At 62.6% G+C, this 15,542-nt stretch carries 13 protein-coding genes; 9 read left to right on the top strand and 4 right to left on the bottom strand.

Annotated features, from left to right (window positions below; genetic code table 11):
- Nucleotides 1–135: 135 nt before the first annotated feature.
- Both BLT08_RS10680 and BLT08_RS10675 read right to left on the bottom strand, forming a co-directional pair.
- The gene (locus BLT08_RS10680; RefSeq protein ID WP_090306283.1) at nucleotides 136–1,170 is read right to left on the bottom strand and encodes a hypothetical protein; all 1,035 of its coding nucleotides are present in this window, start codon (nucleotides 1,168–1,170) and stop codon (nucleotides 136–138) included.
- A gap of 155 nt (nucleotides 1,171–1,325) precedes the next feature.
- Nucleotides 1,326–2,093 carry an RNA methyltransferase gene (locus tag BLT08_RS10675; protein WP_090306280.1) on the bottom strand — a complete coding sequence of 256 codons (768 nt, stop codon included), beginning with the start codon at nucleotides 2,091–2,093 and terminating at the stop codon, nucleotides 1,326–1,328.
- A gap of 1,209 nt (nucleotides 2,094–3,302) precedes the next feature.
- On the opposite strand from BLT08_RS10675, the gene BLT08_RS10670 reads away from it, so the two are divergent.
- The 4 genes from BLT08_RS10670 (at nucleotide 3,303) to BLT08_RS10655 (ending at nucleotide 8,190) form a co-directional block, all read left to right on the top strand.
- Nucleotides 3,303–4,541: a Cdc6/Cdc18 family protein gene (locus tag BLT08_RS10670; protein WP_090306277.1), complete on the top strand. Its 1,239-nt coding sequence runs from the start codon at nucleotides 3,303–3,305 to the stop codon at nucleotides 4,539–4,541.
- 236 nt (nucleotides 4,542–4,777) lie between these two features.
- The gene (locus tag BLT08_RS10665; RefSeq protein WP_090306273.1) at nucleotides 4,778–5,998 is read left to right on the top strand and encodes an AMP-binding protein; all 1,221 of its coding nucleotides are present in this window, start codon (nucleotides 4,778–4,780) and stop codon (nucleotides 5,996–5,998) included.
- A gap of 68 nt (nucleotides 5,999–6,066) precedes the next feature.
- Nucleotides 6,067–7,260: a dihydropteroate synthase gene (folP, locus tag BLT08_RS10660; protein ID WP_090307652.1), complete on the top strand. Its 1,194-nt coding sequence runs from the start codon at nucleotides 6,067–6,069 to the stop codon at nucleotides 7,258–7,260.
- 231 nt (nucleotides 7,261–7,491) lie between these two features.
- Entirely contained in the window at nucleotides 7,492–8,190 is a 699-nt protein-coding gene (locus BLT08_RS10655; RefSeq protein ID WP_090306270.1) for a 6-hydroxymethylpterin diphosphokinase MptE-like protein, read from the top strand.
- Nucleotides 8,191–8,257: 67 nt separating this feature from the next.
- Here BLT08_RS10655 and BLT08_RS22965 read toward each other — a convergent pair whose 3' ends face one another.
- A complete protein-coding gene (locus tag BLT08_RS22965; RefSeq protein ID WP_175529283.1) occupies nucleotides 8,258–8,407 on the bottom strand; it encodes a hypothetical protein in 150 nt (49 codons plus the stop codon).
- Nucleotides 8,408–8,638: 231 nt separating this feature from the next.
- Here BLT08_RS22965 and BLT08_RS22960 point away from each other — a divergent pair, with 231 nt between their 5' ends.
- The gene (locus tag BLT08_RS22960) at nucleotides 8,639–8,803 is read left to right on the top strand and encodes a hypothetical protein (protein ID WP_175529282.1); all 165 of its coding nucleotides are present in this window, start codon (nucleotides 8,639–8,641) and stop codon (nucleotides 8,801–8,803) included.
- Between the two features lie 156 nt (nucleotides 8,804–8,959).
- Nucleotides 8,960–9,400 (top strand): hypothetical protein, encoded by a 441-nt coding sequence (locus BLT08_RS10645; protein ID WP_090306264.1) that lies wholly within the window; start codon nucleotides 8,960–8,962, stop codon nucleotides 9,398–9,400.
- Between the two features lie 30 nt (nucleotides 9,401–9,430).
- Here the strand turns inward: BLT08_RS10645 and BLT08_RS10640 are convergent, their stop codons facing one another.
- Nucleotides 9,431–10,597, bottom strand: a complete 1,167-nt coding sequence (locus BLT08_RS10640) for a tubulin/FtsZ family protein (protein ID WP_090306261.1) — start codon at nucleotides 10,595–10,597, stop codon at nucleotides 9,431–9,433.
- A gap of 463 nt (nucleotides 10,598–11,060) precedes the next feature.
- Here BLT08_RS10640 and BLT08_RS10635 point away from each other — a divergent pair, with 463 nt between their 5' ends.
- The 3 genes from BLT08_RS10635 to BLT08_RS10625 all read left to right on the top strand — a co-directional run bounded on the left by BLT08_RS10635 (nucleotide 11,061) and on the right by BLT08_RS10625 (nucleotide 15,478).
- Nucleotides 11,061–12,818 carry an ABC transporter substrate-binding protein gene (locus BLT08_RS10635; protein WP_090306258.1) on the top strand — a complete coding sequence of 586 codons (1,758 nt, stop codon included), beginning with the start codon at nucleotides 11,061–11,063 and terminating at the stop codon, nucleotides 12,816–12,818.
- A gap of 229 nt (nucleotides 12,819–13,047) precedes the next feature.
- The gene (locus tag BLT08_RS10630) at nucleotides 13,048–13,920 is read left to right on the top strand and encodes a phosphatase PAP2 family protein (RefSeq protein WP_090306256.1); all 873 of its coding nucleotides are present in this window, start codon (nucleotides 13,048–13,050) and stop codon (nucleotides 13,918–13,920) included.
- 109 nt (nucleotides 13,921–14,029) lie between these two features.
- The gene (locus BLT08_RS10625) at nucleotides 14,030–15,478 is read left to right on the top strand and encodes a cryptochrome/photolyase family protein (RefSeq protein ID WP_090306253.1); all 1,449 of its coding nucleotides are present in this window, start codon (nucleotides 14,030–14,032) and stop codon (nucleotides 15,476–15,478) included.
- Nucleotides 15,479–15,542 lie beyond the last annotated feature (64 nt).

The following is a 15,542-nucleotide window of genomic DNA, read 5'->3' as shown; positions in this document are numbered from 1 at the left end:
ACAGTACGACAGTTCCCTGCTGAAAAACCGGTTCGCGATTCGTGTTCGCCCCAGCAATCAGCGATCGATTCTCGCCCGCATGCTACGTCGAATCTTCGGGTTCGGCTCGGATGACGTGTCGGTCAGTTCGTTCGATCAGGCCAAGTCACCGCCATATTCGGCCTCGAGCGACACCGTTGTTCCGTCTCGAGTCACCTCGAGCGAGTCGGCGTCGGTGCCGAGCGACGACTCGAGTCGGTCGACGTCGACCTGGTCGTCATCGGTGTGCATAACGACGGCACCGGTGCTGGCGTCACTGCCGGCGACCGACAGCTGTTGGTGGACGCCGAACGCACCTCCGAACGCGCCGAACTCGAACTCGAGCGCCTCGGCGTCGTCTTCCGGCTGGTCGTCCGCGAGTGCATCGGCGGCGAACTCGTCGTCTGCGGTATACAATCCGAGCGTGATTCCGGTCGATTTGCCGGCGCGAAGGAGCGCCTCGAACTCGTCGTCGGTCGCGTGTTTCGGCGATCGATTACCGCTTGCGGTCTCGACCGTCCGTTCGACGGCTGCGACCGCGTCGAACTCGTCGTCGTCGGGATTCGGATAGGAGAAGGCGTACACCTCGTCGGTGATCCCGATCGCTTCGCCGGTCTCCACGTCGGTGTAGACCGCGTACGACTCCTCGGCAGTTTCGCGACGGTATCCTTCGTCCTCGAGGTCGATTGCGAGACCGTCGAGGTCGTACTCGCCGACCAGCGTGTAGACGCCGTCGGCGAAGACGAGTTCGCCTTCTCCGCTGGAGGTCTCGTCATTGGCGCTGTAGGCGGCCGCTGCACGGGAGTTGGCGAGCTGTGAGAGGCCGAACGAACACAACAGCGCGACGACGATGGGGTTCCCAATTAACGGATCCGCAGGCTCGTCGCCCGCTTCGGCACCCTCGTCGTCGATGATCGTCGACATCGTCTCGACATCGATCGCACCGTAAAAGTAGGTCGGCCGGTCACGTTCGGAGAGTATCGAGGCGTACGACGGAAGATCGCCGTCCAGTTCGATCGTCTCTTCCATCCCGTCGCTGCCGTCGTTCCCATCGTCGGTTCCACCGTCGTCTGACGATTCCGAACAGCCTGCGAGCGCTGCCATTCCCGCACCGGCGAGAGACAGTGTCCGTCGTCGGGTGAGCTTAGCCATTCTGTAGTGCTGTCCACTGTGAGTATATGATCGTGGTGGCCGAGAGCCGTTTTTCTCGTACGTATTCGTCGGTGAACCTACAGCCTCCGGTTGCTCTTCAGTTCCTGGCATTCCGGCCGTTGCTATCGTTTCAGCCGCTGCTGTCGTCGCGGCCGTTACTGTCGTTCCGGTCGCTCCGTCGCTCGACGGAGCAGTCCGAGGAGCGTGTTGGCCTCACCCTCGGTTAGATCCGCCCGTCCGTAGACGCGTCGAAGCATTCGCATCGTCTTCTCGCGCTTCTCTTCGGGGTGGTTGAGCTCCTCGAGGAGCGCCGCCCACTGGTCGTAGACGCGATCGATGGTCGGCTCGGCGGCCCGGGATCGCTCGAGATCGGGGAGCTGCGTCTCCGCGTCGGAGAGCGTGAGCGACCGGAGTTCGTAGAGCGTGATCGTCGCGGCCTGCCCGAGGTTGAGGACGGGGTACTCCGCGCTGGCCGGAATCGAGCAGATTTCGTCGATCCGGGCGAGTTCCTCGTTGGTCAGTCCGACGCGTTCGCGGCCGAAGACGAGCGCTGTCTGCGCTTCGACGGTCGCCAGCCGATCGGTGAGTTCGGCGGGCGTGGAGAACGGGAACCGAACGTGGCTGTGATCGTCCTCGTTGGTCACTGCGGTACAGCCGACCGTGTGGTAGTTCTCGACGAGGTGATCGAACGTGATTTCGGTCGCGTTCGGGAGGATGTCCTCGCGAGCGTGGCCCGCGTACCCGTAGGCCTCGCCATCGGGATCGAGTTCGGGCGGATCGACCAGCAGGAGATCCTCGAAGCCGAAGTTCTTCATCGCTCGAGCGATGGTGCCGACGTTCCCCGGCGTCTGGGCATCGACGACGGCGACTGCTGGTGGCGTGCGGCGACTAACACTGTTGGGTTCGGACGACTCCTCGCTCATACGCTGTCGGCGGATATCGACTCGAGAGACGGGTTATCCTTTCGGTTCCGCGTTCGGCAGTTCGGATCATTCAGTTCCACAGTCTGCCCGGTTCCGGCTGAGTTCAGGGAAGCTCTCGAGTATCGACATCCGAGAATCGATGCGGCGAAGTCGCGAGTCTGCCGAACGTAGAGCGAATCGCGGTTCAGTCGGTCGATTGGGAAAGTCGAGAGACGAACTCGAGAAAGACGGGCAACGCGAGAGTCGGACGAGCGGGATGGCGGGCGAACGAGCGAGAGGCGACGAAACAGAACGGTCCAGGAGAAACAACGGTTATCGACCGCTTTTACTCACTTCTCTACTCTGTGCTAGTTCTAGACTAGACAACTAGTCTAGGGGTAGTGTGGAAACTGTAGAAAGCATGCTGCGTGGAAGACTTTCTCGGTCACGAGTGGAGTGTGGAGTGACGGATTCCGCCGAATAATCTCCCAGTTCGTGTCGAGAGTTGCTGTAGCCGCCGTTTCGCTGTTTCTCTCGAGACGAAACCCATATAATGGGAGGAGGGACACACCCCCTTCGCGTTTGTAAGCCCGTCCACGTGTGGGGGGTCTGTATTGTGACACACCTTCTCCGCGGATGTAAAAACAGGGCGAGTTGGTGCTAAAAAAGACCAAATCGAGTGATTAGCTCGACCCCCACCCACCCATTCGGCGTTACATACGCGACGGGGGTGTGTGTCCCGATAACTGGTCATCTCGGCGTCAGACGCTTCGATATCGCTTCGAACCGTCGGCTTTTGCTGTGGGAGAACGGACGTTTTTCGACTGCGTTCGTTCGTCCGCACATCTGACTGCGTCGATCGTCCGTAATCTCAAGATGCCCCAATACGTGATCGGAGGGGTGTTCTCGAGCAAGGCCGCGGCCGAATCGAACGATGGCAGCGCCGCTTGCGGATCGTTGACTGACAGCTAGCGCTACTCTCGAATCGTTGAACGACCGCGCGCTCGGTGGCTTCCTCCCGTCGGCACGTTACATACGCGAGGGGGGTGGGGGTGTTTCGCATTCCCGGATCCTCATCGCGCGTGGGTTAGATACGCGATGCCGGCAAAGCAGACGGTTCTCACTACACGCCCGTATATCCGCTTTCGGGTCCCTGAGTCGTCGTATTTACATCCGCGAGCGAAGTCCATAGCTTTATTTCAATCCAGTCGGAAGAGTCCGGGTATTGCAATGTCCGCCAACGACGATCGTGATCCCCTCTTTCGGTACGACGATCCGGTCTTTGCCGACGAGCGGTTGCTCGAGATCACGCACCTTCCCGGGCCGGACCGGATCGTCGGCCGGGACGAGCAGATGCAGCGGGTTGCGGACGCCCTGAACCCGGCTATCTTCGGGAGCGAACCCAATCACCTGTTCATCTTCGGCAAGACCGGAACCGGCAAATCACTCATCTCGCGGTCGGTGACTCAGCGGGTCATCTCGGAGGCCCAGCGCGACGACACCACCGTCAAGTACGCGTTCATCGACTGCGGCGAGCAGAACACCGAGGCGTCGATCATCAAGACGATCGCCCAACTCGTCAACGAGCCCGACGAGAGCGGCGTGAGCGTCCCCGACCGCGGTCTCGGCACCGGCGACTACTACAAGCGCCTCTGGCAGGCCGTCGATCACTGTACCGACGTAACCATCGTCATCTTGGACGAGATCGACATGCTCGAGGACGACGAAGTGCTCCGCAAACTCTCGCGGGCGGGCGAGAACCGGCGTATCTCGGACTCGAGCATCGGCATCATCGGCATCTCGAACAAGATCGACTTCCCGGATCACCTCTCCGAGCGGGTGAAATCGAGCCTCTCGCGGGACGAACTCGTCTTCTCGCCGTACGACGCCAACCAGCTCGTCGAGATCCTCGAGAAACGGCGCGACGCGTTCCACGACGGGGTACTCTCCGACGACGTGATTCCCCTCACGGCTGCACTCGCGGCACAGGAACACGGCGACGCGCGCAAGGCGATCGACATCCTCCGGAACGCCGGTCGCATCGCGAAGAAACAGGACGCGACGCGCGTCACCGCGGATCACGTGCGCGACGCCAAGGAGAAGACCGAAGCCGACCGATTCAACGAACTGATCGAGGGCTCGCCACAGCAAGCCAAGGCAATTCTTTACTCGCTGACGCTGCTCACCGAGAACAGTTCGGAGAAGGAGTTCCCGACGAAGATCATCTACAACCAGTACAAGTCGATCGCTCGCCAGCTCGACTTCGACGTGCTCTCGGAACGTCGGGTCCAGGAGATCCTCCAGGAGCAGAACTTCCTCAACGTGATCCAGTCCGAACGCGAGGGGCGCGGACGCGGACGCGGTGCCCACGCCAAACACCGACTGCTCGAGAACCCCTCGATCGTCAGGAAGGTACTCCTGCGAGATTCGCGGCTGGCCGTCCTCGAAGCGGACGACCAGGAGGAGTAGTTGACTACGGACGCTCGAGGAAACAGCTCGTCGCTTCGATATCGAAGTCCGGAACCCGTTTTCAGTCGCTCCGACACCGAGAGCCGGATCGCGACTTCGGTCGTTTCAACGACGAATGTGGCGCACGATCGATCCATCTCGGATATTCTAGGACATATTCACACATCAACTTGTGAATCATACTCTTATACGATAGCGGGAGAACAGTTAACACTCGTTGACTATCTTCGGATACTATGTCAAATATTACGAGCCAGCTACAGGACACGGTGATGAAAAACCAATCGTCAGTGGCCATCTCCGGTAGCGATCCGACGACGTTTTCGAAGCTCTGGTCGCAGACCGATGCGTTCGCCGGTGGTCTCCAGGACCGCGATATCGCTGCCGGCGACGCCGTCGCGATTCGTCTCTCGAATCCTCGAGCGCTCCTCGTCGCGTTCTACGGGACGCTCAGAAACGGTTGTGTTCCGGTGACGATACCGACCGAGTACGGCAGTCCCGATATTACCACCGTCCTGCGGGAAACGGAGGCGAACGCGTACGTCACCGACGAAACGCCGTTTCTGGGTATTCTGAACCGAGTCGAGACGGTACGCGTCGCGATCACGGTCGATATCGACGCTCGAATGGGAATCGACCTTCCGTCGTTTCTCGACAACGACGGGATGAACAGCGCGGGGTCACGAACCGGCATCGACGTCGTCCGTCAGTCGGACGACGATAGCGGGCTGATCGCCTACGTCGGATACGACGGCGGTGAGCCACTCGGCGTGGCCTACAGTCACTCGGCGCTGACCGCCGCTGCCGACCTCGGCGGATCGATCGTCGAGGAAGACGCTACACCTCGTCATCTCGGACTGCTCCCGCTGTCGAACCCGATCGAACTCATGTACGGTGCGAACGCCGCGATACTCGAGGGCGGACAGTACCACCCGCACACGGATCGGGATCCCGAAACGGCTCGCTCGTTGCTGGCCACCGACGATGCAGATCGAGCGTTCTGCTCGCCTCGACAGTACGAGACACTTCGCGAACTCGAGGCCGATGTCGACGACTCCGTCGCCGTTCTCGAGACGACGGGAGCATCGCTGACGCGACCGGGTGAGGCCGTCGACGACCGGATGGGGACGGCAGTCCGATACCGGGGATGTCCGGAAACGGGGCTGACACACCTGATCGACGCTGATGCAGACGACTCTGACACGGTCAGTGAGGTGTTGCCGGGGATCGAGACGCGGGTGCTCGAGGACCAGTTCGACGGCGAACTGTCGGTTAGCGGTCCGACGACGATGGACGAGTACGTCGCCCGACCGGCGCTGACCGACGAAACGATCGCGTCGGTCGACGGGACGCGGTGGATTCGAACCGGCGCCTTCGACGGCGACGAGACCGGAGTGAGTCGGGTCGGTGATCAGGCGAAATCGATCTACGGTCGTTCGAAAACGTACCGACAGTAGCACCGAGCGTCGATGTGGACGGGTTCCGCAATCGCGGTACCTATCAGGCTTCACTCCTCAGTCCGCGTATGAACAGTGTCGACGCGGCGGGGCTGGGGATCGGTGACGACTACCCGCCCCGGATTATGGGCGTGTTGAACGTCAGCGAGGAGTCCCCGTACGATCCGAGCGTCTTCGACGACCCCGGCGACGCCGCTCGATACGTCGACGAGGAACTCATCGATCAGGGGGCCGACATCGTCGACATCGGTCTCGAGTCGGCGAACAAGCGGTTCGACGTCCTCTCGGCCGAGGAGGAACTCGAGCGACTCCACGTCGCGTGCGAGACGATCGAGAGCGTCTCCGGGGACGCGATTTATTCGATCGAAACTCGGTACGCGGAGGTAGCTGACGAGGCACTTTCCCGGGGGTTCGATATGGTCAACGACATCGCGGGCTTCGCCGATCCCGAGATGCCCGTCGTCTGCGAGGAGTACGACGTCGCCGTCGCGAAGATGGCGAGTCCGCCGGATCTCGAGCGCCCGGGTGCGGTCGAGGAGACCGACTGGGCGGCCCGAAAGTCGCCCGAGTGGACGACAAACGCCGACTACGTCGATCAGGTGTACGAGTCCCTGAAACAGAACGGGCTGACGGAGAAGACGATCGTCGACCCGGCGTTCGGCGGCTGGAGCGAGGCCCAGACGCTCGAGGACGATCGGGAGACGTTCCGCCGACTGCGCGAGTTCCGAGCACTCGGACGGCCCGTGTTGGTCTCGATCAATCGGAAAAATTTCCTCGGCGAACTCGCGGGACGCGAGACCGAGGACCGACTGCCGGTTAGTCTCGCGGCGACGTCGCTGGCCGTCGAACGCGGCGCACACGTGATCCGGACCCACGACGTCGCCGAAACGCGCGACGCGGCGCTGATCGGAAACGCGTTCACCGAACGCTCGAGAGACAGCCGCGGTGAGCTGTCGGTCTCTCGGCTGGACGTCCACTCGAGTCGCGATCTTCGGGCCCACCTGGCGGAGCGCGATATCGAATCGACGGTCGCCGACGACTGGTCGGCACTGGCCATCGAGATCACCGGACTCGGTGCCGACGATCACGTTCGATTCACGTCGCTCGCCGCCGAGTCCAACGCCGATGTGTACGGTGTTGACAATGATCGATTGCTGGTTCTGGGATCGACGACCGCAATTTCAGACGTATCAGACCGTCTACGCGACGAAAACGGCGACCTGAGCGCTCTAGCCGGCTCGCTAGCGGCGATGCTGAGGTAAGAGAAAGCTTATGCCGGAGGCTTCGAAAAGGGGTACTGGACGCCGGGCGGCCTCCCGGGTAGGGGTACTTTGGAGGCGACCCCCGGCCCACAACACGGAATTATTGTGGAACTTCGACGACGAGTGACAACTCGAGCGCAGTAGCCGTGAGTTTTCCAGCGCCTTCGTACGCGACAGCGGTCGCTCGAGCGAATCCCGAATACAGATACGACTCCCCACCGCATCTCGAGTATGGAGTTCGACGAGTGGGAGCCAGTGTACGAGGCGATCCTGGCCGATTTCGGGTACGATCGTACCGGCGACGAACGAGCGCGCGACGTGTTGGCCTCGCTGACCGACGGATTCGACCTCGAGCGACTTTCTGCCGCTCGCGACGCGACGGTCGCGGTCGCCGGCGCCGGGCCCTCACTCGAGGACGAGGCGTCGCTCGAGCGAGCACGCAACGCCGACGTCGTCTTCGCAGCCTCGACGGCGGTCGACACGCTCGCCAGCCGCGGAATCGACGTCGACTGCATGGTGACCGACCTCGACAAGAATCCCGACACCGTCCGTCGACTGACCGACTCGGGGGTTCCGGTTGCAGTCCACGCACACGGCGACAACGTTCCGGCGGTTCGTGACATCGTTCCCGACTGCAGCGACGAGTTCGTACTTCCCACGACGCAGGCGGCACCCCGGAGTTCCGTCGAAAATTTCGGCGGGTTCACCGACGGCGATCGGGCAGCCTTCCTCGCCGACCACCTTGGCGCGTCTCGCCTCGTCTTCGTCGGCTGGGACCTCGACGATCCCACCGTCGATCCGGCGAAAGCCCGAAAGCTCGAGTGGGCCGAACGATTGCTCTACTGGCTCGAGTCCCGTCGGGACGAGCGCGTTACGGTGCTGGACGGTCGACGGGACGCGATCGAGACCAGTGTACTCCCGCTCGAGTGACGAACCGCTCGATCGACGGCGCCGCGGGTCGGATACGACGCCGTTCGAGGCGATGAGGGACGCGACGTCACTCGAGGTGATACTTCACGATATCGTCGCGGCCACAGGCCGGACAGCTCGGGCCGCCGGTCTCGAGCGTCGTTCCGCACCGCCGGCACTCCTCGATGACCGTTCGCCCCTCGCTCCGGAGGAGGACCGACTCGAGTGCGCGCCGCATTCGTGACGATGTCGATGCCCGGTTCGAGTGTCTCTCACTTCGCATATCCAATCAGTCGCTCATATTGGGTTTCGTTATACTCTCCATACCATGAATGACGTTAAATTTGATAATTATGCTCTGTCGACGCTACCGAGTAAGACCGTCGTAATGAGGCGATTACGGCGTGCCGTCCGTGGTATTGGATCGGCAGCTATCGAGATACAACGTCTCGTTTCAGTTCCGATAGCAGTGTCTGACGGACTGATAACTGCTCGGATCAGTTCCGATTTGGCCGACGATCTCGTTCCGCTCGAGGTGCCGACAGCGGGCGGCCGCCTCACCGCTACCGAACGCGGCCTGGATTCCCTCGGCATCACCCAACAGGTCGACGCCGAGTCGCCACAGTGTCGCTAACCCGACGGACACTCCCTCGTAGCATTCGACCGCTTCGGTACCCCGTGAGGACCCCGCTCGGTGGTCGTCTCGGCTGACGGAACGATGATAGCCCATCGCATATATGTCTGTTGGATGGTAATAACGATTAAGACGAACAGGTGGCCACCGTAGTACGTGGATATTCGACTCATCGTGACGGTGCCCGTTGTGGCGTACTTCACCGTACTGGGACTGTTCGCCGTAGCTCAGTCGACGGTGGGGGCGACGTTTACGGAAGGGCAGCCCGCGTTTCTGCTCGTCGTCGGCCTGCTCGGCCCGCTCCTCGCGTTTGCCCTGATCTGGCTCAAGAACTACGTCTACGGAGCACCCGTGCTCGTCGCGACGCTGGTCCCCAACGCCTGGTTCGTCTGCTACTTCTTTCTCGTCCACGACAACCCGGCGAACGTGTTCGCGGCCTCCGGCGACGGTGCCGCGGCCTATCTGGCGTCGGTCGTCGGGGTCGTCGCCAACTCGATCATCCTCGCCGGCGTCGGCTGCTGGCTCTGGTACCGAGAGAGCCCGCAGTTCCGCGATGCCGTCGATCGGATCGTTCGCCCACCGACGTCCGAGAACTGAGGAAATCGACGAACGCGAATTGCGGTCGGTTCAAAAGAGCGCGTCGAGTTCGCCGCCCGTGTCGACGAGCGACGCGAACTCGTCTTCGGCGCTGGCCCGGACCTCCTCGGTCGTCTCCTTGGCTTCGATTCCGACCTGCTGGAGCTGATCGATACGGGGGACGTCCGTCACACCTGAGAGGAGAACGATCGCACCAACCTCGTTGCCGCCGGTAATCGGGTAGTCGCCGCCGCGGATCTCCATGCTCCCCGTTTCGTCCTCGAGCCACTGCCGGCCGCGTTCGACGCCCTTGCGGTTTAATTTCCGGGGCGGTCCGGTCGCGACGACCAGGCCGCGATCCGCGCTGCTGACGTCACACGAGAGGGTGAGTCGCCCCAACGTCGCCTTGCGGACGAGACTGGTCAGTCGATTGGTTGCGCTACCGTCGTCGAAGCCGTCGTCGCTCCCGGTGAACGACGAGAGGAGGCCGCTGCCGTCCGTTTCGACGGTCTCGGTCGCGTAGCCGATCGTCGAAATGCCGCCGCCCGAGAGCGTGTTGATGATCTCGGAAGAGTCGACGACGCTTTCGGCGACGTGGTCGCCGTGGCCGACCTCGCCGGCGGCGAACAACAGGCCGAACCGTTCGACGATCTCGCGGTTGATCCGGTCGTAACCGCCCTCGACGGACTCGCCGGCGCTGCGCCAGACCTCGTTGTCGAAGACGAGCAGGTTGTCGACCTCGCGGACGAACGTCCGGAACGAGCGGGCGGCGTTGAGCGTGTAGATGCCGCCCTCGTCCGTCGCCGGCAGGACGCCGAGCCCGTAAACGGGCTGCGTGTAGATTCGCTTGAGGTGTTTCGCGAGGACCGGTGCGCCTCCGGAACCGGTGCCGCCGCCCATGCCGGCGACGACGAGGAACGCGTCGACCTCGTGGTTCGGAATCCGATCGATCGCGTGCTGAATCTCGTCGATATCCGTCTCCGCGACCTCGGCACCGAGTTCGTTGTCCGCACCGACGCCGTGGCCGTTGACGCGCGCCTGCCCGATGCAGACGCGGTGACTCTGGGGGACGTGCTCGAGACCTTGCAGGTCCGTCGTCGCGGTGTTGACCGCGAGTCCGCTCTCGACGAAGCCGCCGTCGATCGCGTCGTCGTACGCCAGAAAGTGGTCGACTACTTTCCCGCCTGCCTGACCGAATCCGATGAGTGCGAGTTTCATAGCTGTCTCTCGTGGCCGTTCCTCGAGACGCGACCGATCGATCCAGCCAGACCAGTCGACCGCGATGTGGGAACGGAAGCCACGTGCGGTTCGATACCACGACACCTGATTGTTATGGTCGGCATACACGGGAATAAAAGACAATCAGGATCTCGTTACTATCTTGGTCACGTACACCTCTGCCGGTGTTTGTTTGGTACTTTTTCCGGTTACCCGGTGAGTGGCCGTCAACAGTCACGATACGCCGTCCGCGGGACGGAATCCACCGAACCCCGCCGGCAAACGTCCGATCAGGTGGCCGACTCGGCTCAGGGCCGACGCGTCCGGTTTCTGGTACTCGCTGATCGATCCTACGTCTTCCCTCGGGTCGCAGTCGGTTGATCCGTCCGATCGAGACAGCCGTTCGTCAAGATGTCGTTTCGAGAGTAAGTCCTATACGCTGTGGTGGCGTAGCCCGGGGCGTATGGAAGACGTCGCTCCGTCGACGACCCGACGGGGACTCCTCGCAGGCGGTGGTGTCGCCGCCGTGAGTTCTCTCGCTGGCTGTTTCGATCGACTCTGGTCGCAGGCGGAAACCCCCGGTCCCGACCAGATTTCGATGTCGATCAAAGCCGTGCCGGCGGACGACGATCCGATCGCTGCGACGATCGCGAGCAGGCTCCGGGAGAACTACAGCGACGCAGGTATCGACGCGTCTCACGAACCCGTCGCCAAAGCCGAACTGTATCGGGATGTCCTGCTCGAGGGAGAGTACGACGTATTCGTTGCCAGACACCCCGGGTACGACGATCCGGATGACCTGTACGGACTGTTGCACTCGCGATTCGTCGGGGAACAAGGGTGGCAAAACCCCTTTCGGTTCACCGAGTTGGCGGCTGACAACCACCTCGAAACCCAGCGGGAAGCGACCGAGGACGACCGGCCCGCAGAACTCGTCGAACTGCTCGACCACCTGCTGCAGTCGGTGCCGTTTACGGCCGTTGCACATCCGTACCGAATAACCGGGGCCCGCGAGAGCTTCGAGGTCCCGTCCCCGCCGCGGGATGCGTTAGGATACGTCGAACTCTGCGCTCACGCGGCCAACGGACCGCGGGACGGACCGCTAGAGGTTGGCGTGTTCGGCGAAGGGCTCACCGAGCGGCTGAACCCGCTGGCCGTCGATCGGAACCGAATCGAGGGGCTCTTGGATCTGCTGTACGATCCGCTGGCACGGCGAATCGACGGATCGTACGTCCCCTGGTTGGCCGAGAGCGCCGAGTGGGACGAAGGGGGCGGACTTCGAGCACGTATTACCCTCCGAGAGGGACTCGAGTGGCACGACGGCGAACCGATCGACGCCGACGACGTGGCGTTTACGTTCGAGCTCATCGAGGACACGTCCCTGGGTGAGGTCGAGGGCGGGATTCCTGCACCGCGGTTCCGTGGACAGCAAACCCTCGTCGAATCGACCGATGTCGTCGACTCGCGGACGATCGAACTCTACTTCGTCAACACGACGCGGGCGGTCGCCGCGCGAGCCCTGACGATTCCGCTCTTTCCCGAGCACATCTGGGCCGAGCGGTCGGAACTGCTCACCGACCGGCAGACGGTGGCGGTCACCGACGACAACGAGAACCCGGTCGGCTCCGGACTGTTCGCGTTTGCGGACGCTTCGACGGACGAAGAGGTCGTCCTCGAGCCGTTCGACGCCCACGCCCTCCGCGGGACGTCGGACAGGCCGTCGGTGCTCGAGGGGTTCTCACGATTCGAAGGGATTCGGTTTCAGGTCGCGCCGAACTCGGGTGCGATGCGGGACTTGCTCATCGACGGCGATATCGACGTGACGGCGAGTGAGATCCCGCCGGGGAGCGTCGAAGAGATCAGGGATGCATCCGATGTCTCGACAACGATGGAGACGACCGATGCGTTCTACATGGTCGGCTTCAACAGCCAGCACGCCGAACTCGGCAACCCGAACTTTCGACGCGTCTGTGCGAGATTGATCGACCGCCAACATGTCGTCTCCGAGATCTTCGAGGGGTTCGCGACGCAAGCGAAGGGAACGCCGTCACTCGTCGGTATCCATGACGACGCATGGGAGTACGACGACGACGAGTTCGCCGATCCCGATCCCGACATTCTGTCGTTTCCCGGCACGGACGGATCGGTCGACACGTCACAGAGCCAGCCGCTGTTTCAGGACATCGGCTACAACTACGACGGCGGTCAACTGCTCAAGTGACTCGCCCAGCCGATAACGATCTCCACCACACCGTAGCGATCGGACCGTCGATCCTCGGATCGCAGCGGTAGGTCAACGGCTGTAGGCTCTCCACTCAGTACCGGTGACACCGCGTGGAACGTCGACAGAACCGCCGTACTGAAGTCGATATTTTCGACATTCGAACGGTGTGTGGATAACTGTGAAAGAGTTAATGGCTCGGGGCCAATACTCTCTATAAGTATACTGAATGGCTCTCATCGACGTCTTGCTCGAGCTCACACTGGTCGTAGTGACGATGCTCGTCACCGCGACGCTCGTCATCGTCGGACCGCGAAACGCGGTCACCGCGCTGCGGGAGTTTCGATGGCGACTCGAGACCTGTCTCCTGTCGTTTGCGGCGCTCGCCGTCGTGCTCCTCTTGCGGTGGTCGACACAGGACGTCGTGCAGCGACTCGAGCGAAACGTGCTTCGAAACAACATCACGTCGTACCTGTTCGAGTTCGACCGGGCGCTGTTCGGGACGGATCCGGTCGTCGTCCTCCAGTCGTTCCAGACCGACGTTCTGACGTCGTTTTTCGTCTTTATCTACATCTACGGCTACGCGTTCTTGCTGCTGTTCCCGTTTGTCGCGTACTTCGCGCTCGACGAGATGGAGGAGCTGTCGATGCTGGTGCTCGCGTTCACCGCGAACTACGCGATCGGACTCCTCTTCTATACCCTCTTTATTGCGTTCGGGCCGCGAAACGTCGATCCGCTGCTGTTCGAGGGGCTGCTGTACGAGGCGTTTCCACAGTCCCGGACGCTGACCAACGAGATCAACCAGAACACGAACGTCTTCCCGTCGCTGCACACGTCCCTCGCGATGACCGTCTTCTTCCTGGCGTGGGTGACCCGAGAAAAGTATCCGGTGTGGGTGCCGGTCTCCGGGTTCCTCGCCATCAGCGTCTCGCTCTCGACGATGTATCTGGGCATTCACTGGTTCGCCGACGTGGTCGCCGGAACCCTGCTCGCACTCGTCAGCGTCTACATCGGCGTCAATTACACGATCGACGGGATCGTCGCATCGGCCCGCCGGTTCTTCGGGGCGCGATTCGAGTCGCCTAACACCGACAAGGAGTAGCCGGCTGGCAGTGATTCTGCGGCCACGTTGGCCTCGATCGACGCGAGCGACGGCAGTCCCGGGTCGCCGCAATCCGGATACTTTCGATGCTCGCTGTCCCGAGTACGGTATGGCCGTTTACTGGCACCGTCGCGATCTTCGCGGAGTCGACAACCGCGGACTCGCCCGCGCCGTCACCGTCGACGACGGACCGGTCGTTCCCGTCTTCGTCTTCGACCCGACCGTCCTCGAACACGCCTCGTCGATCAGGGTCGCGTGTCTGCTCGAGGCGCTCGAAGGGCTCCGAGCGTGGTACCGCGAGCGAGACGCCGATCTGCTCGTCGCTCGGGGTGAATCGAGCGACGCGATTCCGCGGCTCGCAGCCGAACACGAGGCCGAGACGGTCGTCTGGTGCGAGGGGTACAGCGGCCTCGCGGCCGATCGCGACCGAGCGACCACGGCGGCGCTCGAGGACGATGGCGTTAGCTGTGAGACCGTCCACGACGCGATCCATCACGAACCGGGATCGATCACGCCGAACGAGGGCGACCACTACTCCGTGTTTTCGTACTTCTGGAAGAAGTGGCGCGACCGGGAGAAACGCGATCCGGTAGCCCCACCGACTGCGAACGATCTGGCGACCGTCTCGGGCGAGCCGTTACCCTCGCTGACGGAACTCGGCTTCGAGAAACCGAACGCCGGGTCGACGACGAACTCGGATCAGGAGCCGACGCTCCAACTCCCGACGGTGACGCAGGACGCAGCACGCGATCGACTCGAGTCGTTCTGTGCGGACGATATCTATCGGTACGAGGACGAGCGAGACGTCCCCGCCGCAGACGCCACCTCGCGGCTCTCCGTACACCTGAAGTGGGGGACGATCGGAATTCGGGAGGTGTACGCGGCGACGGAACGGGCTCGAGAACGCGCGGAGACGGACGACCAGCGAGCGAACGTGACGGCGTTTCAGCGCCAACTCGCCTGGCGGGAGTTCTACGCGCACGTCCTCGCGTTCAACCCCGAAACCGTCACCGAAAATTTCAGCGGCTACGAGAACGAGATCCCGTGGCGAAACGATCCGGACGAACTCGCGGCCTGGAAAGCCGGCGAAACGGGGTTCCCCATCGTCGACGCGGGGATGCGCCAACTGCTGGCGGAGGGGTGGATGCACAACCGCGTCCGGATGCTCGTCGCCGCCTTTCTGACGAAGGACCTGCTGATCGACTGGCGAGAGGGGTACGACTGGTTCCGCCGAACGCTGGTCGATCACGACACGGCGAACGACGTGGGCGGCTGGCAGTGGGCGGCGTCGACCGGTACCGACGCGCAGCCGTACTTCCGGGTGTTCAACCCCACGACGCAAGGACGCGAGTACGATCCGGACGCCGAGTACATCCGGGAGTACGTTCCCGAACTCGCCGACGCGAGCGCCGACGAGATTCACGGCTGGCAGGACCTCGAGCCGGCCGATCGCGAACGCGTTGCGCCGGCGTACCCGGCACCGATCGTCGACCACGCCGATCGTCGGGAGGAGGCTATCGAGGCGTTCGAACGAGCGCGCGAGACGAGCGCTGAGTGATCCCATCGGATGACGCATCGAATACAGATACGCCCGTAATCCGTCGGTACGGTGGCTACCGGAC

It is taken from the genome of Natronorubrum texcoconense (assembly GCF_900100335.1).
Lineage (GTDB): Archaea > Halobacteriota > Halobacteria > Halobacteriales > Natrialbaceae > Natronorubrum > Natronorubrum texcoconense.
Note: the sequence above shows the minus strand (reverse complement) of the source record. Positions and strands in the feature narration are given on the sequence as shown.